General features: G+C 62.8%; 22 protein-coding genes. 14 read left to right on the top strand and 8 right to left on the bottom strand.

Features of this window, described 5'->3' with window-relative positions; genetic code table 11:
* Positions 1-66: 66 nt before the first annotated feature.
* The 3 genes from AB1384_11420 to AB1384_11430 are packed head-to-tail and all read left to right on the top strand — an operon-like array spanning position 67 to position 2,438.
* A complete protein-coding gene (locus AB1384_11420) occupies positions 67-1,605 on the top strand; it encodes an NAD(P)/FAD-dependent oxidoreductase (GenBank protein ID MEW6554882.1) in 1,539 nt (512 codons plus the stop codon).
* Positions 1,602-2,051 carry a hypothetical protein gene (locus AB1384_11425; protein MEW6554883.1) on the top strand — a complete coding sequence of 150 codons (450 nt, stop codon included), beginning with the start codon at positions 1,602-1,604 and terminating at the stop codon, positions 2,049-2,051. The genes AB1384_11420 and AB1384_11425 overlap by 4 nt, the downstream gene beginning before the upstream one ends.
* 51 nt (positions 2,052-2,102) lie before the next feature.
* On the top strand, positions 2,103-2,438 hold the full coding sequence (locus AB1384_11430; GenBank protein ID MEW6554884.1) for a hypothetical protein: 336 nt from the start codon (positions 2,103-2,105) through the stop codon (positions 2,436-2,438).
* Between the two features lie 278 nt (positions 2,439-2,716).
* Here AB1384_11430 and AB1384_11435 read toward each other — a convergent pair whose 3' ends face one another.
* Positions 2,717-3,529, bottom strand: coding sequence for a 4Fe-4S binding protein (locus AB1384_11435; GenBank protein ID MEW6554885.1), 813 nt, complete (start codon positions 3,527-3,529; stop codon positions 2,717-2,719).
* A gap of 227 nt (positions 3,530-3,756) precedes the next feature.
* On the opposite strand from AB1384_11435, the gene AB1384_11440 reads away from it, so the two are divergent.
* On the top strand, positions 3,757-4,338 hold the full coding sequence (locus AB1384_11440; GenBank protein MEW6554886.1) for a GNAT family N-acetyltransferase: 582 nt from the start codon (positions 3,757-3,759) through the stop codon (positions 4,336-4,338).
* An 8-nt stretch (positions 4,339-4,346) separates the two neighbouring features.
* Here AB1384_11440 and budA read toward each other — a convergent pair whose 3' ends face one another.
* Both budA and larB read right to left on the bottom strand, forming a co-directional pair.
* Positions 4,347-5,039, bottom strand: coding sequence for an acetolactate decarboxylase (gene budA, locus AB1384_11445; protein ID MEW6554887.1), 693 nt, complete (start codon positions 5,037-5,039; stop codon positions 4,347-4,349).
* A 101-nt stretch (positions 5,040-5,140) separates the two neighbouring features.
* Positions 5,141-5,908, bottom strand: a complete 768-nt coding sequence (gene larB, locus AB1384_11450) for a nickel pincer cofactor biosynthesis protein LarB (GenBank protein ID MEW6554888.1) — start codon at positions 5,906-5,908, stop codon at positions 5,141-5,143.
* Between the two features lie 188 nt (positions 5,909-6,096).
* On the opposite strand from larB, the gene AB1384_11455 reads away from it, so the two are divergent.
* Positions 6,097-8,565 carry a hypothetical protein gene (locus tag AB1384_11455; protein ID MEW6554889.1) on the top strand — a complete coding sequence of 823 codons (2,469 nt, stop codon included), beginning with the start codon at positions 6,097-6,099 and terminating at the stop codon, positions 8,563-8,565.
* A gap of 151 nt (positions 8,566-8,716) precedes the next feature.
* Here AB1384_11455 and AB1384_11460 read toward each other — a convergent pair whose 3' ends face one another.
* Positions 8,717-8,989: an RNA-binding protein gene (locus AB1384_11460; GenBank protein MEW6554890.1), complete on the bottom strand. Its 273-nt coding sequence runs from the start codon at positions 8,987-8,989 to the stop codon at positions 8,717-8,719.
* A gap of 299 nt (positions 8,990-9,288) precedes the next feature.
* Here AB1384_11460 and AB1384_11465 point away from each other — a divergent pair, with 299 nt between their 5' ends.
* On the top strand, positions 9,289-9,870 hold the full coding sequence (locus tag AB1384_11465) for a flavodoxin family protein (protein MEW6554891.1): 582 nt from the start codon (positions 9,289-9,291) through the stop codon (positions 9,868-9,870).
* Positions 9,871-9,984: 114 nt separating this feature from the next.
* Here the strand turns inward: AB1384_11465 and AB1384_11470 are convergent, their stop codons facing one another.
* The 3 genes from AB1384_11470 to AB1384_11480 all read right to left on the bottom strand — a co-directional run bounded on the left by AB1384_11470 (position 9,985) and on the right by AB1384_11480 (position 12,205).
* Positions 9,985-10,857, bottom strand: a complete 873-nt coding sequence (locus AB1384_11470; GenBank protein ID MEW6554892.1) for a glutaminyl-peptide cyclotransferase — start codon at positions 10,855-10,857, stop codon at positions 9,985-9,987.
* 149 nt (positions 10,858-11,006) lie between these two features.
* A complete protein-coding gene (locus AB1384_11475) occupies positions 11,007-11,234 on the bottom strand; it encodes a hypothetical protein (protein ID MEW6554893.1) in 228 nt (75 codons plus the stop codon).
* Between the two features lie 83 nt (positions 11,235-11,317).
* Complete coding sequence (locus AB1384_11480) at positions 11,318-12,205, bottom strand: dihydrodipicolinate synthase family protein (GenBank protein MEW6554894.1); 888 nt, start codon at positions 12,203-12,205, stop codon at positions 11,318-11,320.
* A gap of 171 nt (positions 12,206-12,376) precedes the next feature.
* On the opposite strand from AB1384_11480, the gene AB1384_11485 reads away from it, so the two are divergent.
* From AB1384_11485 to AB1384_11500, 4 genes are all read left to right on the top strand, one after another.
* Entirely contained in the window at positions 12,377-13,993 is a 1,617-nt protein-coding gene (locus tag AB1384_11485; protein ID MEW6554895.1) for an alpha-amylase family glycosyl hydrolase, read from the top strand.
* Between the two features lie 208 nt (positions 13,994-14,201).
* The gene (locus AB1384_11490; protein MEW6554896.1) at positions 14,202-15,404 is read left to right on the top strand and encodes a 4Fe-4S binding protein; all 1,203 of its coding nucleotides are present in this window, start codon (positions 14,202-14,204) and stop codon (positions 15,402-15,404) included.
* A 133-nt stretch (positions 15,405-15,537) separates the two neighbouring features.
* Complete coding sequence (locus tag AB1384_11495) at positions 15,538-16,428, top strand: cation diffusion facilitator family transporter (protein ID MEW6554897.1); 891 nt, start codon at positions 15,538-15,540, stop codon at positions 16,426-16,428.
* Between the two features lie 10 nt (positions 16,429-16,438).
* Positions 16,439-17,059: a lipoate--protein ligase family protein gene (locus tag AB1384_11500; protein MEW6554898.1), complete on the top strand. Its 621-nt coding sequence runs from the start codon at positions 16,439-16,441 to the stop codon at positions 17,057-17,059.
* Here the strand turns inward: AB1384_11500 and AB1384_11505 are convergent.
* Positions 17,040-18,131 (bottom strand): hypothetical protein, encoded by a 1,092-nt coding sequence (locus AB1384_11505; protein MEW6554899.1) that lies wholly within the window; start codon positions 18,129-18,131, stop codon positions 17,040-17,042. The genes AB1384_11500 and AB1384_11505 overlap by 20 nt on opposite strands.
* 353 nt (positions 18,132-18,484) lie before the next feature.
* Between AB1384_11505 and AB1384_11510 the strand changes: the two genes are divergently transcribed.
* From AB1384_11510 to AB1384_11525, 4 genes are all read left to right on the top strand, one after another.
* Positions 18,485-19,540 (top strand): alcohol dehydrogenase catalytic domain-containing protein, encoded by a 1,056-nt coding sequence (locus AB1384_11510; protein MEW6554900.1) that lies wholly within the window; start codon positions 18,485-18,487, stop codon positions 19,538-19,540.
* Between the two features lie 18 nt (positions 19,541-19,558).
* Positions 19,559-20,326, top strand: coding sequence for a glucose 1-dehydrogenase (locus AB1384_11515; protein MEW6554901.1), 768 nt, complete (start codon positions 19,559-19,561; stop codon positions 20,324-20,326).
* A gap of 142 nt (positions 20,327-20,468) precedes the next feature.
* On the top strand, positions 20,469-21,482 hold the full coding sequence (locus AB1384_11520; GenBank protein MEW6554902.1) for a thiamine pyrophosphate-dependent dehydrogenase E1 component subunit alpha: 1,014 nt from the start codon (positions 20,469-20,471) through the stop codon (positions 21,480-21,482).
* Positions 21,483-22,460 carry an alpha-ketoacid dehydrogenase subunit beta gene (locus AB1384_11525; GenBank protein MEW6554903.1) on the top strand — a complete coding sequence of 326 codons (978 nt, stop codon included), beginning with the start codon at positions 21,483-21,485 and terminating at the stop codon, positions 22,458-22,460.
* Positions 22,461-22,477 lie beyond the last annotated feature (17 nt).

Below are 22,477 nucleotides of genomic sequence, written 5' to 3' on the forward strand. Positions count from 1 at the left end.
AATAATAATGTAGTAATATGTAACACATATGAATTATACCTGCTCAGCGAGGAAAGGCAGCAAGTCTTGGAACTGAAAAAAGTACAAACACAATCCGACTACGGCGTGATCGTCATCGGGGCCGGCGTGGGTGGGTTGTCGGCGGCCGGTGTCCTGGCCCGGGAAGGCCTCAAGACCCTGGTCCTGGAACAGGCCGATTTCGTGGGTGGTTGCGCCTCCTCCTTCGAGCGTTCCGGCTACCATTTCGACGTCGGCGCCTGCATCATCGAGGTGCTCAGGGCCCACGAGTCGTTTTACGACAGGCTGGGACTGGATATGAAGGACTACATCACTTTCCTGCCCAATGACCCCATCTACGAGCTGGTCGATATCCTGAGCGGCGAGAGGTTCACCGTACCCGCTTCCGCGCAGGGGATGGCGGAACTCATCGGGCGGCACAGCGCCGCTGACGCCCGTGCCTTCCTGCGTTTCATGCGCGAGGAGGGAAAGATGATGGACGGGTTCACCGATGCCGTATTCACCACTCCCCAGGGTGGCATCTCCGGTCTCTTCAAGGTCTTCGCGAAATACCCGCGGGCCGTCGCGAACCTGCACCGCCTCATGCTCCCTTACAACAAGGTGCTGGGAGACCTCTTCGTCCATCCCCTGACCCACCGCCTGCTGTGCAACTCCGCTGTGATCGGGGGCCTGCCCCCCTCCCGCCAGGTCGGGATGTTGATGTGGCAGACCTACGCGGAGCATGCGGGCATGTATTATCCACGGGGCGGCATGGGAGCGGTCCCACGCGCCATGGCCCGTGCGCTTGAGGACGTCGGGGGCGAGCTGAGGCTCTCATGCCGGGTGGGCCGCCTGCTGCTGGAGAGGAAAGCGGCCCGCGGCGTGGTCCTCGATGACGGTACCATCATTACTTCCCGCGCGGTTGTTAGTGACGCCAACGCCACCAACCTCTACCTGGAGATGATCGGAGAGGAGAACATACCCCGAGTGGTGGCGAAAGGGCTGCGCAGCTACGGACTCTCTCCCAGCTGCGCCATCGGCTACCTCGGCCTGGACTACCATCCACCCATGCAGTCGCAGCATATCATGGCGCTGTCGGACCCGGAGTTCATCGACATGTACTGGTCCGATATATACGAACAGGACATCGCCATGCCCCAGTCCGTGGGCCTGATCTCCTGCCCGAGCTACACGGACCCCTCGCTCGCGCCCGAGGGGGGCGCCTCGCTCTCCTTCATCACCATGGCGCCACGCAACCCGCGAGGCGCCCCCTGGGACGAGATGAGATGGGACTTCCTGGAGCAGGCGATAGGCATGCTCGACGCCGTGTATGTTCCCGGCATAAAGGACCACATCGTCTTCAAGACCATCGCCACTCCCGAGGACTTCGAGCGGAGGCTGCTCATCCCCGGCGGTACCATATATTCGTATTCCATGTCTGTGCTGAGCCAGATGATCTTCCGTCCGAGCAACCGCTCCAAGTGCATCAGGGACCTTTACCTGTGCGGCGCCAGCGCCCACCCCAGCGGCAGCGTACCCGGTGTCCTCTGCGGGGGGATGCTGGCCGCCGACGCGCTGCTCGAGGACTCGAAGAGGAGAAGAGGATGAGAAAGACCTACGCCGTTATACTTTCCACGCTGCTCATCGCCCTCGGGATCTTACTCATAACCATCGGGATAGCGCAGGCCGGGGCGGGGCAGGAGCAATACCGGCCTACCGTCTCCCTGGTCCTCATAGCGGGGTTCGCCGGGGTCTTCGTTCTCGGGCTGTTGTTCTCACGCTTTACCGCGAAGGACTACAGGGGAGCTTTCACAACGACAATACTCCTGTTGAGCGTGGGCATGCTCCTGCTGGGAGTATTTTTCGCGTTTGTCGAGATGCTGGTGAGCCCTGGAGTCTACAGGATGTTGCTGCTTGCGTCCCTCGTATTATACGGCCTGTTTGTGACCATGAACGGGGTGGCCAACTATTTCCTGTCCCAGAGGGTCTACCGCGTGTACGCGTTCGACTTCCTGCGTGCGCTCCCATATGCGTATTGCCGCTATCGTACCTGAGCGTATGCGGGTGTTTCCGAGAGGACAAAGAGCCGGATGAGGAGGGTCAAGGTGAAGAGAAAAGGTGGAAAACAGGAGAGAAGAGATGCCTCGCCGCAAGCGGACCTCATCTCCAGGGCTATGGAGGTCATGGACCCGGAATTCCTTGCGAAGACGGCGGAAACGAACCCCGATTTCATCGTGGGTATGCTGGGGTCGTTCGAGCCGCAGGCACTTGCCGCGGCCATAAGCCAGCGTCCGGAGCTGTTCACGAAGATGGCCCGGATCATGCCCCACGAGACCATACGCCGTATGGTGGACCAGAACCGCGAGCTGGTACAGGAGATCGTGCTAAGGGTCGATACGGACCTGCTCATGGAGATGATGATGGTCTTGCAGGGTGAGTGAGCCCGGGCAAAGAGGATATTCCGAGAGTATAACGAAATCCTAGACGTACGGCCGAGGACTGTCCGCACAGGTCCGTGAGGAAACGCAGGTGTGGAATGAGAGCGACATCCGGCGGATCAAAGGATAGCGAATTCAGGGTCAACAGCGGCGTTGTCGGAAGGACCCCAAAAACCCTGCTAGCCCTTTATCAACGCAAGGGCTTCGAGATCGCGCGCACCGGAGCCCCGTCTCCCCTGGCCACCATGGACGGCAGGCGGGCCAGCGCATAGACGCCCAGCTCAGGTCACGTCCACCAGCGAGGTTATACGGGGGACGAGGCTTTCCATGAACGTGGGGTCCTCTATGGTCAGCTCGATGGCGCCCTTGGGGCAGACGGAGACGCAGTTCCCGCACCCCCGGCATTCGTCGCTGATGGCGGCGCGTCCCCCCTGCAGGGTGATGGCTTTGGGGATGCAGATGTTGTTCTGGCAGGTGCCGCAGCCGGTGCACACCTCGGTTACCTTCACCTTTACTCCCGGCATGCGCTGTATCTTGTCGCTGATCTTGTGAGAGAGCACGGGCAGGACCTTCCACAGGCAGCAGCAGGGACAGCAGTTGCAGACGGTGAGCAGCCTGGTGCCGGGGCGCACGTTCAGCCACATTGGGTCGAGCTTGTTGCGGCCGATGAGGTGCACCAGCCCGGCCTCGCGGCACTTTTTCAGGTGATCCAGCGCCTCCTCTCTGGTCACGCGTCGACCCAGTGCGGGGTTGATGTCAAGGACCGCCTCGCCCATGAACAGGCATCCCAGATCTATCGGGTAATCCCCACACCCGCTGGCGTCGCGGCAGATACAGGTGTTCATGATCCAGAGGTGGCTTGCCTTCTCGACGAAGGCCTCGATCACCTGCGAGGGCAGGACGACGTCCTCCGAGGATACGTCCTCGTTCACGGCGACGATGCTGTCCTTGGGCAGGAAGACCATGTCGTCTCCCTCGAAGAGCAGGTACTCGATGCCCCTGCCGATGATCGGCAGCCTGGTCATCCTGGCCATGATGAAGCGCTGCGGAAAGGTCTTCTTGATCATCTTCACGAACCAGAGCGGACTGGACATGACACCCCTCCCGTTTGAAAGCCTGCGGTCCTCGGACCGTTCCCATGCGAGCTCTTATGTATATGGATACCTTGTTTATACCATGCTACGGCGGCGCCGCGGGTGGAGTTGATCCGCGGATCCGCGGCTTACCGCTCCCCCGTGTTCTTCATAGAGGTTCCGGTCGGGGAGGAATGGGGATAATCTAGTAACGTAAAAGCACGCAGCGCTCAATGCGGAGGTGAGAGATGGGCGAGGAGCGCTTTTCGAAAAGCGACATGAGTTACCACCCGCTGACCCCGGAGAGGTGGGATGACTTCGAGGAACTCTTCGGCGAGCACGGCGCCTACGGCGGCTGCTGGTGCATGTACTGGAGGACCACCCGCGCCCAGTTCAACCGGGACGCGGGGGAAGGGAACAAACGGGCGATGAAGGCCATCGTCGATGCGGGCACCGCCCCCGGCATCCTCGCCTATCACCGGGGCCGGGCCGTGGGCTGGTGTTCGGTCGCCCCCCGGGAGGATTTCGCGTCACTGGAGAGGTCGCCCAAGCTTAAACGCGTGGACGGCCAGCCGGTGTGGTCGATCGTCTGCTTCTATGTCCCGAAGGAACACCGCCGCCGGGGGCTCATGGAGCTGCTCCTGGAGGCGGCGGTCGCGTACGCGCGCGAGAACGGCGCGGCCATCGTTGAGGGTTATCCCACGGAACCCATGGAGAGACTGAAGGGCGCAGAAGGCTACATGGGGCTGAGGCCCAGCTTCGTCAAAGCCGGCTTCAGGGAGGTGGCCAGGCCATGCGAGTGGCAGTCGATAGCCAGGCTCTATACGTGAGCAGGCGTTCATGAAGGGGGAGTGATGTCCGCTTCCAAAAACTCCTCCATCTCCGGCAGCTGCAGGAGGAATCCCGGCGTCTCGTCGAGGTAGACCCTGACCTCGCCAAGGAGCAGGTCCAGCACGTGGCCTCCCGCCCCTTGGCCGGCGGTGAGGAAATGCAGGTGGTACCCGGGGGCGTTGATGTCCCCCATATATGAGGGGCACCAGAACCCGACCATGGTCCCCTCCACGTCATCCAGCTCGAAGACCGCCTGCGCGGCGATGGCCTCGCTCAGGGGCGGATAGGGCTTCTCCTGGGCAGGCACGCTCCTGGCCCGCACGTGTTCGAACCTGCCCTCGATCCTGATGGCGTAGAAGACGTTCTCGGACGGGAGGTTGGCGTTGAGGAGATCCTGCAGGCCGGCGTAGTCCAGGCCTGCAGGAGGGGTTATCTCTCTATCGCGGTCGAAGAAGGTGACCATGGCGAAGGGAGTGATGGCCGACCCGTCGATGGCGTGGACCGTACCGTCGTACCTTATCTGGTAGAAGGAGCCGTCCACGGCGATCATCTCTCCGTCCAGCCCCTCGAGGGTGCCGATGCCGGTATCGCCATGCTTGCCCAGTTCCGCGTACGAGACAACGCCGTCGTAGAAGCCGGACTTCAGCGCTCCCAAGGTGGATACCTGGTAGAAGGTCTCCCGGTCAGCCTGCGTTTCCACAGGCGATGCCTCCCGTGCGCAGCCGCCGAACGCCGCGGCGGAGAAGGCCAGGACCAGGGCCGATATCAGGGCAGGCAGGACTGAATGCGGGGCGTGACGGCTCACTTGCCTCCACCCCTCACGGCCGCCTGGTTGATGAGGTTGGCGAAATAGCCTGCCCCGAAGCCGTTGTCTATGTTCATCACCGCCACGCCCAGGGCGCAGGAGTTGAGCATGCCCAGGAGGGCCGCCATACCGCCCAGGTTGGCGCCGTATCCGATGGAGGTGGGCACCGCGATCACCGGGCATTCCACCAGCCCCCCCACTATGCTGGGAAGGGCCCCCTCCATCCCCGCCACCACCACGATCACGTTGGCCCCGATAAGGGAATCGGTACGGGTGAGGATGCGGTGCATCCCGGATACTCCCACATCGTAGAGCTTCTCCACCGCGTTCCCCGTGAGCTCGGCCACGATAGCCGCCTCCTCCGCCACGGGGATGTCCGCGGTACCTGCGGTGATGACCGCGATCTTTCCCACCAGCTCCTTGTTCTCCCTGCGGATGAGGATGAAACGGGCGAGGCTATGGTACTCCGCCTCCGGGCAGGCCTTCTTCACCTCCTCGTACACCTCGTCGCGGGCGCGTGTTAGCAGGATATTGCCCTGGTTCTTCTCGAGCAGGGCTTCCACGATGGGGCGGATGGTGTCCGTGTGCTTGCCCTCGCAATATACGACTTCCGGGAGACCTTTGCGCAGCTCACGGTGGTGGTCGAGCACGGCGAAACCGAGATCGGTAACGGGCTCGACAGCGATGCGCGATGCGGCCTCGCCGGGATCCATCTCACCCTGCCGCACCTTCTCCAGTATCTCAGCCAGCTCCTCCTTGCGCATGGTGCTCTCCTCGCCCGAAAACAGGACTCCCGCTCATGCCAGGGTCCTTGCTCATATTATAGGGTATCTGCCCTGGTGGATGGATTGTTTGCGATCAGCCGGGAGAAAGACGGGCGAAGGTATCGACGGAGGGGGCCTGGAATAATCCCTGTGACGGGTATCCATCGGAGAGACCGGAAGGGACACGCATGTCCAGGAAGCGAGGCGGATACGCCGCTCGCCTCAGGGTGATAATCGCGCTCGTGGCCCTGGCCTGCCCCACGTTTCTGCATGCCGAGACCGCTGCCGCCTTCGGATGGACGCGCACCGCCGTGGGCGGATTCGGCGGGGCCGCCAACACCGCCGCTGGAGCCATGGCGGAATACGAAGGGCGCATCTACGCGGGTACCTATAACGCCAGGGGCTGCCAGGTGTGGTCAACGAGCGGCATCTCCTGGACCCAGGAGGTTGGAGGGGGCGGCGCCGGGACCCCCACCGGCCCCGGCTTCGGGAACGCCGGCAACGTCAACGTCTCTTCCCTGGCCGTCTACGGATCCAGGCTCTACGCGGGAGTGCGCAATCCGGGTCAGGGCTGCCAGGTGTGGTCGTATGACGGCGAGGGCTGGACCCAGGAGGTGGGAGGGGGCGGCGCCGGCACCCCCACCGGCCCCGGCTTCGGCGACAGCGGCAACAACGACGTCACCAGCATGGCGGTGATGGAAGGTCTCCTCTACGCCGGCACTTACAATGCCGGCGGTTGCCAGGTGTGGTCGTATGACGGCACTGCCTGGAAGCGCGTGGCGGAAGGGGGATTCGGGGACGCGGACAACCTCGGCGCCACCTCCATGGCCGTCTATTTCCAGGACCTCTACGTGGGCACCCTGAACAACGACTATTCTTCCGGATGCCAGGTGTGGTCCTATGACGGCGAGGACTGGACCCAGCAGGTGGGGCAGGGCGGCGCGGGTACGCCCATCGGCCCCGGCTTCGGGGACAGCAACAACCGCAGGGCGGCCTCCATGGCCGTCTACGACTACGGCCTGTATGTCGGCACCTACGATTCGTCGGGCGGCAGCGGCTGCCAGGTGTGGTTCTTCGACGGCGCCAACTGGACCAGAACCGGCGATGGCGGTTTCGGAGATACCTCGAACCTGGCGGCGGAGTGCCTGGTCGCCGGGGGGCTGGACCTCTACGCCGGCACCTATAACGAGGACACCGGCTGCGAGGTCTGGCGCTATGACGGCGCGGGATGGGACCGGGAGGGCCAGGGCGGCTTCGGGGATGCCGGTAACGTCGCGGTGCTGTCCATGCTCCTGTCGGGCTCGGACCTCTTGGTGGGCACGCAGTGCGAGGAGGGGTGCCAGGCCTGGGAAGCGCAGGTCTCCAGCCACCTCTATTTCGCGGAGGGCTATACCGGCGGGGGCTTCCAGGAATACCTCTGCCTGGGGAACCCACACCCCCGGGAGGCGAGGGCGTCCATCACCTACCTCTTCACCGACGCGACCAGCCTTTCCAGAAAGGTAGCGATCCCCGCCGAGTCACGCCTGACCGTCTTCGTCAACACCGATGTGAGTGAGGACAGGGAGGTGGCGGTGGAACTGGAGTCGGACCTGGCCCTGGCCGCCGAGCGTCCCATGTACTTTACCTATGGCGGCGACTGGAGGGGAGGACACGACGCCATGGGGGCCCCGTCCCCCTCCACCACCTGGTACTTCGCCGAAGGCTATACCGGGAGCGGTTTTCACGAGTGGATATGCGTGCTCAACCCCTCTGAGACGAGGTCCGAACTCACCTTCCGCTTCCAGACCCAGGAGAGCGGGGAGCAGGTGAGGACGGGCTTCTCCGTATCCCCCCGCTCCCGTGCGAGCTTCCTTGTCAACGACATCCTCGGAACCGACCTGCAGAACTCCCTCGAGCTGGAGGCGTCCGCGCCCGTGGTCGCGGAGCGCCCCATGTACTTCGACTACCGCGGCACCCAGGACCATCACTGGCAGGGTGGCCATTGCGCGATGGGCGCGACCGAGCTGTCGCAGCTCTACTTCTTCGCCGAGGGCACTACCCGTTCCGGGTTCGAGGAGTGGCTGACGCTGCAGAACCCCAACCCCGTCAGCATCGTCGTGAATGCCTCCTACCAGATGGGCCCCGGCCAGGGCGCGGCGGTGAACAAGTCCTACACGGTGCCGGCGGGCCGGAGGAGCACGGTCTATGTCCCTGACGAGGTGGGGAAGGAGAGGGACGTGAGCGTGGTGCTCGCCTCTACCGCATACTTCCTCGCCGAACGCCCCATGTACTTTCTCTACACCGGTTACGGGGCGGAATGGCCCGGCGGCGACTGTGTCATCGGGGCAGGCCGCACCGCGGTGGAGTGGTTCCTGGCGGAGGGGTACACGGGCGGGGGCTACCATACCTGGTTGTGCCTGCACAACCCGGGCATCGACGCCGCGCAGGTCATGGTGGTCTATTACACCGAGGAAGAGGGGCCCCTGGAGCCGCGCCTGCTGGACCTGCCCGCGGGAACGCGCCTGACCGTCTTCGTCAACGACCACGCGGGCAACGGGTACCAGCTTTCCACGCGCGTGATATCCAGCAGGCCCATCGTAGTGGAGCGCCCCATGTATTTCGATACCGGTGGCGGCGTGCAGGGCGGCCACGTCATGGTGGGAAGGGACGAGCGGTAGAGCAATACCGCTCCAACGGGAGCGGACTGGAAGACGGGCTGCCAGGCGGAAGAAGGGCATGGCGGAATCACCGCCGCTTAGTGGGAAGCAATAGAATATGGGGGGCGCGGAGTACGCGCCCCACAGAGGATATTATTCTAAACCCGTTGGTCTACCAGCTCTCGTAGCTCGACTTGCGCTCGGGCTTCGGGCGAGCCTCGTTCACCCGCAGCTGGCGCCCCTCGAACTCTTTGTTATCCAACTCCGCGATGGCGGCCTTCGCCTCCTCGTCGTTCGGCATCTCCACAAAGCCGAAACCGCGGGAACGCCCGGTGTTGCGGTCCATGATGATGCTTACCGAATCGACCGTTCCATAGCCCTCGAAGAGCCCACGTATGGTCTCCTCCGTCGATCCGTAACTCAGGTTGCCTACGTAGATGTTCATCTTGCGACCTCTCAGCTCCTTTCTCAGCCCCTCCCTGCATAACCAGTACTTAGCGCAGAGAGAATGCCCCCCGTGCGGGCATCGCTAACATTGTAATGAAAAGCGGGCAATTAAGCAAAAGAAATATCGCGGCCCGCTGACCTCCTTGAAATGCTCCTTCGAACCGTACCGCTGCGCCTCCGCCAGATGGTCCCGGGGAGAGACGGCAACCACGGATGATGCCGGGTTCCATCCATTCCAACCGGGGGAATAATGGTTCAAGGACAGGCTTGAGGCGTTGATGGAAATGGAGGCGGACAATGGGAAAGGTATTGCTGGTCTCTGCCAGCCCGCGCAAAAAGGGGAACACCGCGCAACTGGTCGAGGAGTGCGCCAGGGTCATCGCGGAGAACGGGACGGAGACCGAGGTCGTCTCCCTGGCGGGCATGGAAATACGCTCCTGCCTGGCCTGCGGCAAGTGTGCCGAACTGGGAGAGTGCGTGCAGGACGACGGCCTCAACAGCATCCTCGCCAGGGTCAAGGAGGCCGACGGTTTTGTCGTGGGCACGCCGGTCTACTTCGGCACCGCCAGGGGAGACCTCATGTCCGCCCTACAGAGGATCGGCATGGTCTCCAAATCGACCGATAACTTCCTCTCCCGCAAGGTGGGAGGGCCCATTGCCGTGGCCCGGCGGGGAGGTCATACCGCTACCATCCAGGAACTGCTGATGTTCTATCTCATCAACGACATGATCGTTCCCGGTTCCTACTACTGGAACATGGTCTTCGGCCGCGATGCGGGAGAGGTCTGGGACGACGAGGAGGGTATCCTGGTGGTGCGGAGGTTCGCGGAGAACGTCGCCTGGCTGGTCAATACCATTGCGGCCCGGGCCGCAGGGTAACGGTCCTCCTCTGTTGCGTTTCCAGCCCGGGTAAAAACGGGGTCAGCCCCTGATATGTGGCTTTGTATTGCGTAGCGGCAGCCAGAGCTTCGGGCCTACCCTGCATGTCACATGTCAGGGGCTGATCCCGATCTCGTAGATGTGGGGCCAGGATTTGCCGGTCACCAGGAGATGGCCGGTCCTTGCGTCGAAGGCGATGCCGTTGAGGACGTTCTCGCCCGTCGGGTCCGCGGTGTCCGGTCTCAATCCCGCCAGGTCTATCCAGCCCGTGACCTCGCCGGACGTGGGGTCGATGATGACGATGAGGTCGGTCTTCCAGACGTTGGCATAGACCACCCCTTCGATATATTCCAGCTCGTTGAGGTTGACCACGGGTCCCAGGTTGTCGTACACGCTGACACGCCCGGTCTCGGTCCCGCTGGCTGGGTCCATGAAGTGGAGCGTGTCGCTGCCGTCGCTCATGATCAGCGAGGTGCCGTCGTGGGTCAGCCCCCAGCCCTGGGTCGGGTAGGAGAAGGTGCGGGTCTGCCGCAAACTCTCACGGTCGTAGACAAAGCCCAGGTTGGTGGTGTAGGTGAGTTGGAAGACCTCGTCACTCATGACGGTTACGCCCTCGCCGAAATACTCGGGAGCGAGGGCGACCGTTCCCAGGACCTCCCAGGTCTGGAAGTCGGTCTTGATGAGCTTTGATCGCCCGTTGAGGCCCGTCCCCTCGAAGAGGACGCCACCGTCCAGGACCAGTCCCTCCGTGAAGTTCCCGATGTCGTGGTCGTAGGAGCGGATGACCTCGTACGTATATACCGGGGCGTCCCTCCCGGCGAGGAACTCGAGGCTGCGGTCTTGCCGCTTCTCAGCCGCTTCCTCCACGCTGTCCTTCACGGCGGTATTGCCGCAGCCACCCAGGGTAAGGGGGATGCAGACGAAAAGGGCGGCAAGGATGAGCGTGAACGAGGTCACGGCGGTCGAGTTCAGGCGCCCAGACAGCATGGCCCCTCCATATATATGAGATCAGCCCTCGTAAGGATGGGGTCAGCCCCTGACCTGTGACATTTCTCGTTGGTTTAGATACCCAACAGGCTTTTATTTGCTGAAATGTCAAATGTCAGGGGCTGACCCCATCCTCATCACCATCCCCATCAGCGGAAATCGCCCATCTTCTTGTGTTTGTCCACGGGCCTGTCGAGCTGCTCCACCGGCTTGGCGGTGTCGTGGAAACAGCTCCCCGGCTTCTCGCTCTCCTTCACCTGCGCGTAGATGACCTCCCGCAGGAAGGCCAGGGCGCCGTCGGGGTCCCCGTCCATCACGATGCGCTCCAGCTCCATGCGTTCCGCTTCACCGAAAGAAAGTCCCCAGGTCTTGGCCATGATCACCTCACTTGTATCCGCAACTCATACGGATATCTTACCCACAGTCGTATCGTAAAGCGCCGACATGGGTCATATCGGCCTCAGATCAGGCCGGCGTTCTCCAGGGTCTCGCGCACCAGTTTGGCCTGTTCGGATGTGAGCCGGGGCAGGGGCCCCTTGACGTGCGGCTTTACAGGGTGCCCCAGCAGCCGCATGGCCTCTTTCTGCATGGCGTGTGGCGTGGGGGTCGAGGCGATGAGGGGCGCCACCGCGTAGACCTCTTTCTGCAGCGCGTCGGCCCTCGCCGCGTCGCCGCTCCTGCAGGCTTCGTATAGCTCCACCGTCTTCTCGGGGATGATGTTGGGCACGGGGCAGATGGCGCCGCACGCGCCCACGGCCATGGTGTCCACGAGGTTGAAGGTCATGCCGGTGAAGACGCAGAAGTCCTCGCCGGTCGCCTCCACCAGACCGCGGACCTCGTCCACGTCGAAGATGGTCTCCTTGGCACCGACCAGGTTGTCGATGTCGGCGATGCGGGCGATGCTCTCGGGCGGCAGGGACAGGCCGGTGTTGGAGGGGAAGTTGTAGAAGAGCACGGGCAGGCCCACACTGCCGCATACGTCCTCGTAGAAACCGTACACGGCGTCCTCGTCCAGGTTGTAGAAGCGGTGCAGGGCCAGGAGCAGGCCGTCGGCGCCGGCGTCCTCGGCATACTGCGCCATATCGATGGCCGGCTCTGTACCCCGCTTGTTGACCCCGACGATGACCGGCACCCTCTGCGCGCACTCGTTGACCACGGTGTCTATGGCGTCCTTCTGGTGATGATGGGTGAGATAGGGGTTTTCTCCGTTACTCCCCAACACCACCAGGCCGTGCACGCCGCCGTCGACCAGATGATCGGTCATGTCCCGCATCGCTTCCCGATCGACGTTGCCGTAATCGTCGTAGGCGGTCAGCATCACCGCGTAGATGCCCTCGAATCGCTTCATCAACCATCACCCCGCATTCGCTAGATGCATTACCCGACTGGTCTTAAAGATATCGGCCACGTCCCCGTCTCGGTTAACGCCTCCCAGAGCCGCGTTCCCGTTATGGTATCATTTTCCCATCGCGGCGGGATCAAACACATGCCGCCGCCCGTGAGAGCACTGGAGACGTCCATGGGGATCTCTGAGCTTCCCTGGTGGAAGGGGGGCGTGATATACCAGGTCTCGGTAGCCAGCTTCGCCGATTCCGACGGCGACGGCACCGGAGACCTGCCCGGCATCATCGAAAGACTCGACTATATCAGCGCTCTCGGCGTGGACGCCATCTGGCTCACCCCCGTCAACGCCTCTCCCAGGCGGGATTTCGGATACGACATCAGCGATTACTACTCCATAAACCCCGTCTTCGGGAGCATGGACGATCTCGACTCGCTGCTCGGGGAGTGCCACCGCCGGGGCATCAGGGTGATCATGGACATGGTGCTCAACCACACCTCCGACCAGCACCCCTGGTTCACGGCATCGCGCTCCTCGCGAGACGACCCCAGGCGCGACTGGTACGTGTGGCGCGACGGCAGGGCGCCAGGCAGGCCCCCCAACCGCTGGCGGGCGGTGGTTGAGGGCAGTGCCTGGGAATACGACGACGCCACCCGCCAGTTCTTCTACCACGCCTTCCTGCCCTTTCAGCCCGACCTCAACTGGCGTAACCCCGAGGTGAAGGAGGCCATGCTGGACGTGCTGCGGTTCTGGCTGGACAGGGGAGTGGACGGTTTCCGCCTCGACCTCATCAACTTCCTCTACGAGGACGAGCTGCTGCGGGACAACCCCCGCAAGTTCGGCCTGCGGCCTTACGACTGGCAGCGGCACCTTTACGACCGCTCGCGTCCCGAGAGCCTGGAGACGGCGAGGGAGATGCGCCGCGTCACCGATGCCTACCCCGAGCGCATGATGATGGGCGAGGTGTTCACGGACGACCCCGCGGACGCGGTGGCCTACCTCGGAGACGGCGGCGACGCCCTTCACCTCTCCTTCTATCTCGATTTCGCGCAGCGCAGGTGGAAGGCGGAAGCTTTCCGTGGGTCGGTGGGCTGGCTTGAGGAGCATATCCCCGCGGAGGGATGGCCCTGCTACTACTTGAACAACCACGACCTGCCGCGCACTTATTCACGTCTCGGCAAGGGCGGAGATGCCGAGGCCAGGGCCAAGGTGGCCGCGGCCATGCTGCTCACCCTGAGGGGCACCCCCATCGTCTACTACGGGGAGGAGATCGGGATGCCCGCGAGCAAGGTGCCCCGCAGGGCTATGGACGACCCCCTCGGCAAGAAGTTCTGGCCACTCCCGGTGGGCAGGGACGGTTCGCGCACCCCCATGCAGTGGAGCGGGGAGAGGAACGCGGGATTCACTTCCAGCGAGCCCTGGCTTCCCGTCGACCCTTCCTATGCAGAGAAGAACGTCGAGCGGCAGGATAGCGATCCGGGTTCCCTTCTCAACTGGTACCGCAGCCTCATCCGCCTGCGCCGGGAGAGGCCCGCCCTGCAGGCTGGGAGCTACCGTGCCATCACGGGCGCACCAAAAGGCGTCTACGCCTACCTGCGGGAAAGCGAAGATGACAAGGTAGCGGTGTTTCTGAACTTCAACCATCGCGGCGTGATGGTAGATACGAGTGTTGTGGAGGGACTGGTGCCTTGCCGCGCGCTCCTGTCCACCCATCGCGCCGTAGGGACGGAGTTATCGAGGGAAAAGACAGGGCTTTCCTCCAGCGAGGTATTGATACTGGGGGTCGTCAAATAGGCCCGATACCGGGAACGCCACCAGCAGCAGCGGTAGTACTGGCACCGGTCTTCACCGTCTTCTCCGGTGGGGGCGACCGGGACCGGGCCGGGCAACCGTGAGAAGAAGCCAGCAACCTGATCGCCAGGCGGCGGAAGGCTTTGTGTTCGGTGGTCTATTGGTATCTAATGATAGATAGCGGATGGTTGCGAGTCCTAGGGGGGACATCATGGCGGAAGTGATAACCGGTGATGACGTATACATCAGGCTGCGGGATTTCATGGACCGCCTTCCCAGCGGGCTGCCGCGTACCGAGAGCGGGGCGGAGCTCAAGCTCCTGCGGAAGCTCTTCTCGCCCGAGGAGGCGGAGATGGCCATGCGTCTGCGGCTCTTTCCAGAACCTGCGCGGGTCATCGCCAGACGCGTCGGCATGGGCGAGGAAGAGGCGGCCGAGATTCTGGAGTCCATGGCCAGGAAAGGCCTTATCCTGCGGGTGCGCGGCGGCAAGGAACGTTTCTACCTCGCGCTCCACTTCGCCGTGGGCATCTACGAGTTTCACGTAAGGAGCATCGACGAGGAGATGGCCGAGATGATGGACGAGATACTCGAGGCGGAGGAACACACGCCCGTTTTTCGCGATACCGTGATGGAACAGTTCCGGGTGGTGCCGGTGAACTCCGCCATAGATGTGGCGCATAACGTGGCAGGTTATGACCGCGTGCGGGAGCTGGTGAGCAAGTACGATGATATAGGGGTGATGCCGTGCATCTGCCGCCGGGAGAAGGGATTGCTGGGGCAGGAGTGTGAACGGCCGCAAGAGGTCTGCCTCACCTTCGGTGTAGGAGCGCAGACGGTGCTGGACAACGGCATCGCCAGGAAGATAGACACAGCGGAAGCCCTGTCTATCCTCGACGAGGCGGAGGAGGCGGGGCTGGTCCTGCAGTCCTCCAATGCCCGGGACATCGTCAATATCTGCTGCTGCTGCTCCTGCTGCTGCGCTGTCCTGCACATGCTGAAGATGGAGAAGAGGCCGGCCGACCACGTGCGGTCCCCCTTCTACGCCCGCATCGATCCAGATCTCTGCACCACGTGCGGCGCCTGCCTGGAACGCTGCCAGATGGACGCCCTTGTAGAGAACAAGGAGGCGAACGAGGTCGACCTGGCCCGCTGTATTGGATGCGGGCTCTGCGTGGCCACCTGTCCGGAAAGCGCGATAGAGATGGTCCAGAAGCAGGGCGTCCCGAAGCCGACCGCCCACTATTTCCACAACCTCACCACCGTCGCCAGGGGACGCGGGTTGCCCTTCGGGAACCTCAGTCCGGTGATCGGGCTGACCAACCTGCCGCTATTGCTCAAGGTCCTTCCATATCTATATAAGACCGGTCTGGTCACACCCATGGTCAACCAACTGGCCAAGAGGGGTTGGGTATAGGCGAAACCATAACAGACCATATGCTTATGGTCGCAGGGGAAGCGGGCCTTGAACTCAACGGATGTAGCCTCAGGCCATACAGTTGGTTCATGTGGGGACTGCCGGTGGAGATAGTGTCGGTAAGGAAAGAGTATTGACGCACCAGCATAGCGAGGATTTTCACCCCGCGAAACGGCTCGTAGCGGCCATCGTGGCCAACACCGCTTTTCTCGTCTTCGAGGTCGTCTTCGGGATCGTCGCGGGCAGCCTGGCGCTGCTGGCCGACGCGGGACATAACTTCTCCGATTCCTTCGCCCTGGTGCTTTCCCTGATCGCTGTACGCATGATGTCCAGGCCCAAGACGGAGGAGAAGACCTTCGGCTATCACCGCATGGGCATACTGGCAGCCTTTATCAATTCCCTGCTCATCGTGTTCATCTGTTTCTACCTTTTTTACGAGGCGATACAGAGGTTTATCGACCCGGTTGAGGTCGAGGGCGCCTTGGTCATCATCGTGGCCGGCCTGGGCGTCCTGGTAAACGGCGGCCTGGCCCTGCTGCTGTGGAGGGGGAGGGAGGACCTCAACATGAAGAGCGCCTTCCTCCACCTCTTCACCGATGCCGCGGTTTCCCTTGGGGTGGTGATCTCCGGTGTGATCATCCTGCTTACGGACTGGTTGTATATCGATCCGCTGATTACCATGCTCATCGGGGTGTTCATCATCATCAGCGCTTTTCAGATAATGCGGGAGGCTTTTCATATCCTCATGGAATCGGTGCCCAGGGGAGTCGATTATGCCCGTATCATCACCGACATAAGCTCGCGGCCGGGGGTGGTCGAAGTGCATGACCTGCACATCTGGGAGATAGGGTCGCATCTATACTCGCTTACCGCACACATCGTGGTCGATGACGAGAATCTGAGTGAATATGGCGAACTCCTGCGAGGCATCAAGCAGATGCTGCTCGCAGAGCACAAGGTGGTCCACACTACCCTGGAGCTGGAGACCGAGCCCTGCCCCCCCGGCGAGGAATGCCACTTCTAGGAGCGGAATATTGGGACTCGAGCTGATACGGGAGGAAACGACCTTCGACCTGGCGCTTAACCTGGAGCGCGATGCTCTCTACTGGAGGGAAGCCGGGGGCAACCGGGCGAGGGTTTGGCGCAACGAGAGCTGTGTGGTGCTGGGGAGGTTCCTGAAGCCCGAGGAAGAGGTCTATCTCGGAAAGGCGATGCAGCTGGGGATACCTGTGCTCAAGCGGGCCAGCGGCGGGGGCGCCGTCTACCACGACCTGGGCAACCTCAACTACTCTTTCTACCTGGACCTGGAAGGACTTCACCCGCAGGGGATACGCGAGAGCCTGAAAACCCTTTCCTACCCGGTGACCTCACTGCTCGATTCTCTGGAAGTACCCTGGAGATGGGTGCCGCCCAACAACATCTACGTCGAGGGAAAAAAGATATCCGGCTCGGCGCAGGCGCGCAGCCGCGGCCGTTTGTTGCATCACGGCACGCTGCTTGTCTCGTGCGACCTGGAGGTCATGCAGGCACTTCTCAAACCGGAGGGACGCTCGAGGATGGCCCCAGTAATCAACCTCACCGAAGTGGTGCCCGGCATCGTGGTGGAAGAGGTGGAGAAGATGCTGTCGCGATATATCAGGAGATGGAGACCTTGAACATCGCCGGTTTGACTTCCAGTTCCAGGGTGCCGTCCGGCGAGGATTCCCAGTCGACGGTCGAATCGGTATGCAATGCGGCGTCGAAGATGCCCTGGATCATCCCGACGATCATGAGCTGCAGCACGGCGTTTTCCATGCGCATGCGCACGCCGGTCCTCTTGATCTCGAGTTCCTTCAGGTTTCCCAGGCCTCTGAGGGCCAAGCCGGCGCGAAATTCCTCCACGTCGGCGTAATCGTCCATGGCATAGAAGCCGTTCATGGTGAAACGGCGTTGCGCTTCCACCACTATCCTGGGGATATCCTCCCCGAGTTCCAGCTCCAGCTCGCGGAAGATGGGGTCGATCTGGTTGGGGCCCATTACCGCCATCCGCCGTTTCGTCCTGCCGTTTACCACGACGCCCCGCTTCAGGTGCCACTTGTTCTCTGAGAGCTCTGTCGGGCCTCCGCAGGTCGAACACCTCTTCAGCTCGATATCTCCCTTGCTGTGGGAGTAGCGTTCCCACCTCATCCTGCCCTTCAGTTCCTCGGGATGTGTCGAGGGGTATGAGGTCAGCTTATAGACGTCCGGTCCCACCTCCATATACTCAACCCACTGGTCGTAACCGAGGATCGCCTCCATGGCCCCGCAGTGGCAGGCGGCGCACATGAGCAGGGAATTGGGCTCACTGATGCTGACGGTATAGTAGTCCCGCTCATCCCATTTCAGGCGCATATCGACGAAGTCGAACCTGCCGACCCCCATGGGGATCGCGAGTTCCATGAAGCCGTCGTCGAGGGACCTGGCATCGAGCTGGCCGTCCCTAACCATCTTGTTCACATCGCTGGGGAGGAAGAGCTTGCAGTAAGAGCGATAAGTCCTGCGGATGCAGTCCAGGACGACGTGTTCGATGGGAGAGCCGACGATGTTCTCTATGCCCTTGAAGAGCGGATCCAGGTTCTCGCATTCGGTGAAGATGATGCGGTCCCTCTGGTCCCTCTTCTGGACGATATCCCCATTGTCCATCCAGATATATTCCCTGGTGATAACGTGGGGGACACCGCATTCCTCGCAAGGCTCCAGGATACTCATCGCTTCCCTTCCAACGCCGTCAGCAGTCAAACGCCACCTGCGGAGTTTTTTCACTCCAGCGTCTATATCGGCATATAAAGAATATACAGTAGTCATATCGGTCCGGATTATTCGCTGTCTGTGCTCAAGGTGGGGGCATATCGCCCCCTGCCTTTGAGGTGGCGGACGCGAATAGCGGTATAATAGAGCATGGCGTTTCGGCTGTTTTTCCTTATTAAGTCCGGCAGGTCCAGCGATGCGTTGCCGCCCTTATAGCGGGTTCGCGGGTCCGACAGCGGCGGGACTTTTCCTCTAAACGTACAGGCGCCAGGCTACGGCTTCAACGGTGTTCTGCGGGGATGGAGGTGACGGCGATGGCGACCATGAAGGCGGCGGTCTACGTGGAACCGGGGTCAATGGAGATAAGAGAGGTCCAGGTGCCCGAGGTGGGGCCCATGGACGTGCTGCTCAAGGTGAGGGCCTGCGGCATCTGCGGCTCGGACCTTCACAGTTACAGGCTCGGCTTCTACGTGGAACCGGGCCAGGTCATGGGCCACGAGTTCGTTGGAGAGGTGGTGGAAGCCGGGTCCGCCCTGGCCGGCGTGGAGCCGGGGCAGCGGGCCATGGGTTTCACCATCGGTATCTGCGGCACCTGTTACTGGTGCCAGTCGGGTGCGCTAAATAATTGCCCCCAGGCCTTCAAGGGGTCCACCGGTTACGGCAAGCCGGGGGCCTTCGCGGAGTACGTGAAGATCGAGAACGCCATGCCCGGGCTCACCTTCCATCCCATCCCCGAGGGGATGAGTGACGAGGAGGCGGCGACCCTGGAGCCGGTGGGCGTGGCCGCCTTCGCCGCGGAGATGAGCGGCGCCAAGGAGGGGGACAAGGTGGCGGTGCTGGGCGCGGGCCTCATCGGCAACGCGACCATGCAGGCCATGAAGGCGGTGCCGGTGGAGATGGTTGTGGTGTCGGAGATAGCTCCCTTGCGCATGCGCCTGGCGGGTGAGCTGGGGGCCGATACCGTCATAGACGCCGCCAACGAGGACGTGCTCGAGCGCATGAAGGAGGAGTTGGGCGTCGGCCCCTACCACTTCGGCGAGGGGGCCATGGCCGATATCGTGGTGGACGCCGCCGGGGCGCGGGACACCTTCGCCCAGGCGCTGGAGATCGTGCGCTCGGCGGGGACGGTGGCCCTGGTGGGCCTCCCCGAAGGCGACCAAGTGGTGAACACTACCAGGATCGTGCACAAGAGCCCGCGCATCATCGGGTGCCTTGGCTCCATCTACCCCAAGGCCATAGAGCTGATCGGCGAGGGGAAGGTGAAGACCGCTCCCCTCATCACCCATACTTTTCCGCTGGAAGAGATAAACGAGGCCTTCAGGGTGCAGATGGATCCGGAAGAGTCCATCAAGGTACTGGTCAAGCCGTAAGAGACAGGGGGTATGAGGATGCGCCTGCGGGATAAGGTAGCGGTGATCACGGGCGGCGGGAGCGGAGTCGGCAGGGCGGCCTCGCTGCTCTTCGCGGCCGAGGGGGCCAAGGTGGTGGTGGTCGATTACCAGGGTGTCTACGGCAAGGCCGTGGGCCAGGAGACGGCGGACGAGGCCAAGTCCCAGGGCGGGGAAGCCATCTACGTGGAGACCGACCTCACCGAGGAGGAGCAGGTGGCGGCCATGGTCCACCAGGCGGTGGAGGCCTACGGCAAGGTGGACATCCTCTTCAACAACGCCAGCCATGGCTTCTCCTCCCCCCTGGCCATGTCACCCCTCCTCGATGCGCGGGAGCAGGACTGGAACGAGGTGATCAGGAACAACCTCAACAGCCTCTTCTTCTGCACCAAGTACTGCCAGCCGGAGATGGCCAGGGCGGGAGGAGGTTCCATCGTCAATACCGCCTCGTCCAACGCCCTGGTGGCGGTGCCGGGGGCGGACGCCTACACCGCGGCCAAGGGCGGGGTGGTCGCGCTCACCCGTATCATGGCCATCACCTACGCCCCGGGCATCAGGGTCAACTGTATTTGCCCGGGGGCGATCAGGACGCCCATGATCGCCGCCATGCTGGCGGTGCTGGAGGACTTCATGACCCAGAACATACCCCTCAAGCGGGTGGCGGAGCCGGAGGAGATCGCCCGCGCGGCGCTCTTCCTGGCCTCCGATGAGGCATCGTATATCACCGGTGCCATTATCCCGGTGGACGGCGGCTGGACGGCGCAGTGACGGCGCTGTCATCGCGAGGAGCCGAAGGCGACGTGGCGGTCTCATGGAGAACGCATCGTCCGGGAGGTGGGCCGTGCATGTAATGGATCCGTCTGCGAGATCTCTGGATACCAGAACGATACCCCAGGGGAGGAGATGAACCATGGCCGAGGTGATAGAGAGGGACGTCGATCCCGCCAGGTACGACAAGGATTTCCTGCTGCTGCTCTACCGCGAGATGGTCAAGCAGAGGACCTTCGACGAGAACCTCATCCGGCTGCTGCACGAGGGCAAAGTCTCGGGCTTCTACCACTCGGGAATGGGGCAGGAGGCCACGGGCGCGGGCACCTGCGCCTCGCTGCGCGATGACGATTATATCCTCTACGACCATCGCGGCTGCAACCAGATGATCGCCAAGGGCGTCCCCCTGGACAAGATCTACGGCGACTTCATGGGCAGGGTGTGCGGCACCACCTGCGGTCTCGGCGCGGGCATCGTACACGTCGCCTATCCCGAGCTGGGGGTCCTGGGACAGAGCGGCACCCTGGGCGCATGTTTCGTCATCGCCGCCGGCACCGGCTACGCGATAAAGGTCAAGAAGACGGAACAGGTCTGCGTCTGCTTCTTCGGCGACGGCACCGCCGCCCGCGAGACCTTCCACGGCGGCATGAACTGGGCAGGGCTCTATAACCTGCCCATCGTCTTCTACTGCGAGAACAACGAATACGGCATCTCCACCCATTACACCAAGGCCCACGCCTTAAAGGAGAACATCGCCGACCGCGCCGACGGCTACGGCATCCCCGGCTACGTCATCGACGGCAACGACGTGCTGCTGGTCTACGAGGTGGCGAAGGAGGCCATCGAGCGCGCGCGCTCCGGCGGAGGTCCCACCTTCATCGAGGGGAAGACCTTCCGCTACCGCGGCCACTTCGAGGGCGACCCCGCCCTCTACCGCGACCAGGCGGTGGTGGACGAGTGGATGGAAAAAAGGGACGCCATAAAGAACTACCGGGCCAAGCTTATCGCCGCGGGGGCGGCGGCGGAGGCGGAGTTCGACGCCATCGATGCGGACGTTGAGAAACAGACGCTTGACGCCATCGCGGCGGCGGAGGCCTCTCCCATGCCGGAGTGCACCCGTATCTACGAGGGCATCTTCGTCGAGGGGGTGGTGTAGGTGAAGACACTGACCCTGATGCAGGCCATCAACGAGGCCCTGCTGGAGGAGATGGAGCGCGACCCCAACAGCGTCTATTTCGGCGAGGACGTGGCCGCCATGTCAGGGGCCTTCGGGGCAACCGCCGGGCTGCTGGACCGCTTCGGGCCCGACCGCGTCTTTGACACCCCCATCGCCGAGGCCACCATCGCCGGGGCGGCCCTGGGCATGGCCCTGGCCGGGCTCACGCCCATCACCGAGTTCAGCTTCGCCGACTTCGTGGGCATCGCCTTCGACGAGATCTACAACAAGCTGGGCAAGTGGAACTGGATGCACGGCTGCTGCTTCAAGATCCCGGTGACCATCCGCCTGCCGGTGGGGGCGCTGGCGGGTTCGGGGCCGGAGCACTCCCAGAGCCCGCAGGCCCTCTTCATGCACTCCCAGGGACTGTACGTCGCGGTGCCCTCCAACGCCTGCGACGCCAAGGGGCTCCTGAAGACGGCCATCCGCGACCCCAACCCGGTGCTCTTCTTCGAGCACAAGCTGCTCTACGGCATGCCCGGCGAGGTACCGGAGGAGGAGTACACCATCCCCTTCGGGGTGGCCGACGTCAAGCGCGAGGGCTCCGACGTCACCATCGTCGCCACTTCCATGCAGGTGCTCACCGCCCTCAATGCGGCCAACATGCTGGCGGCCGAGGGCATCGAGGCGGAGGTGATTGACCCCCGCACCCTGATCCCCCTGGACAGGAAGGCCATCCTGGACTCGGTGCGCAAGACGGGCAGGGTGGTCATCGTGCACGAGGAACCCAAGACCGGCGGCACCGGCGCCGAGCTGGCGGCCATCATCGCAGAGGAGGCCTTCTTCGACCTCGCCGCGCCCATCAAGCGGGTGGGCAGCGCGGACACGCCCATCCCCCAGAGCATCTTCCTGGAGATGGAGTACAAGCCCAACGAGGAGAAGGTCATGGCCGCGGTGCGCGAGGTGATGCAGTACTGAGCCACACGGGAGGGACG

The organism is Actinomycetota bacterium (genome assembly GCA_040757835.1).
GTDB lineage: Bacteria > Actinomycetota > Geothermincolia > Geothermincolales > RBG-13-55-18 > SURF-21.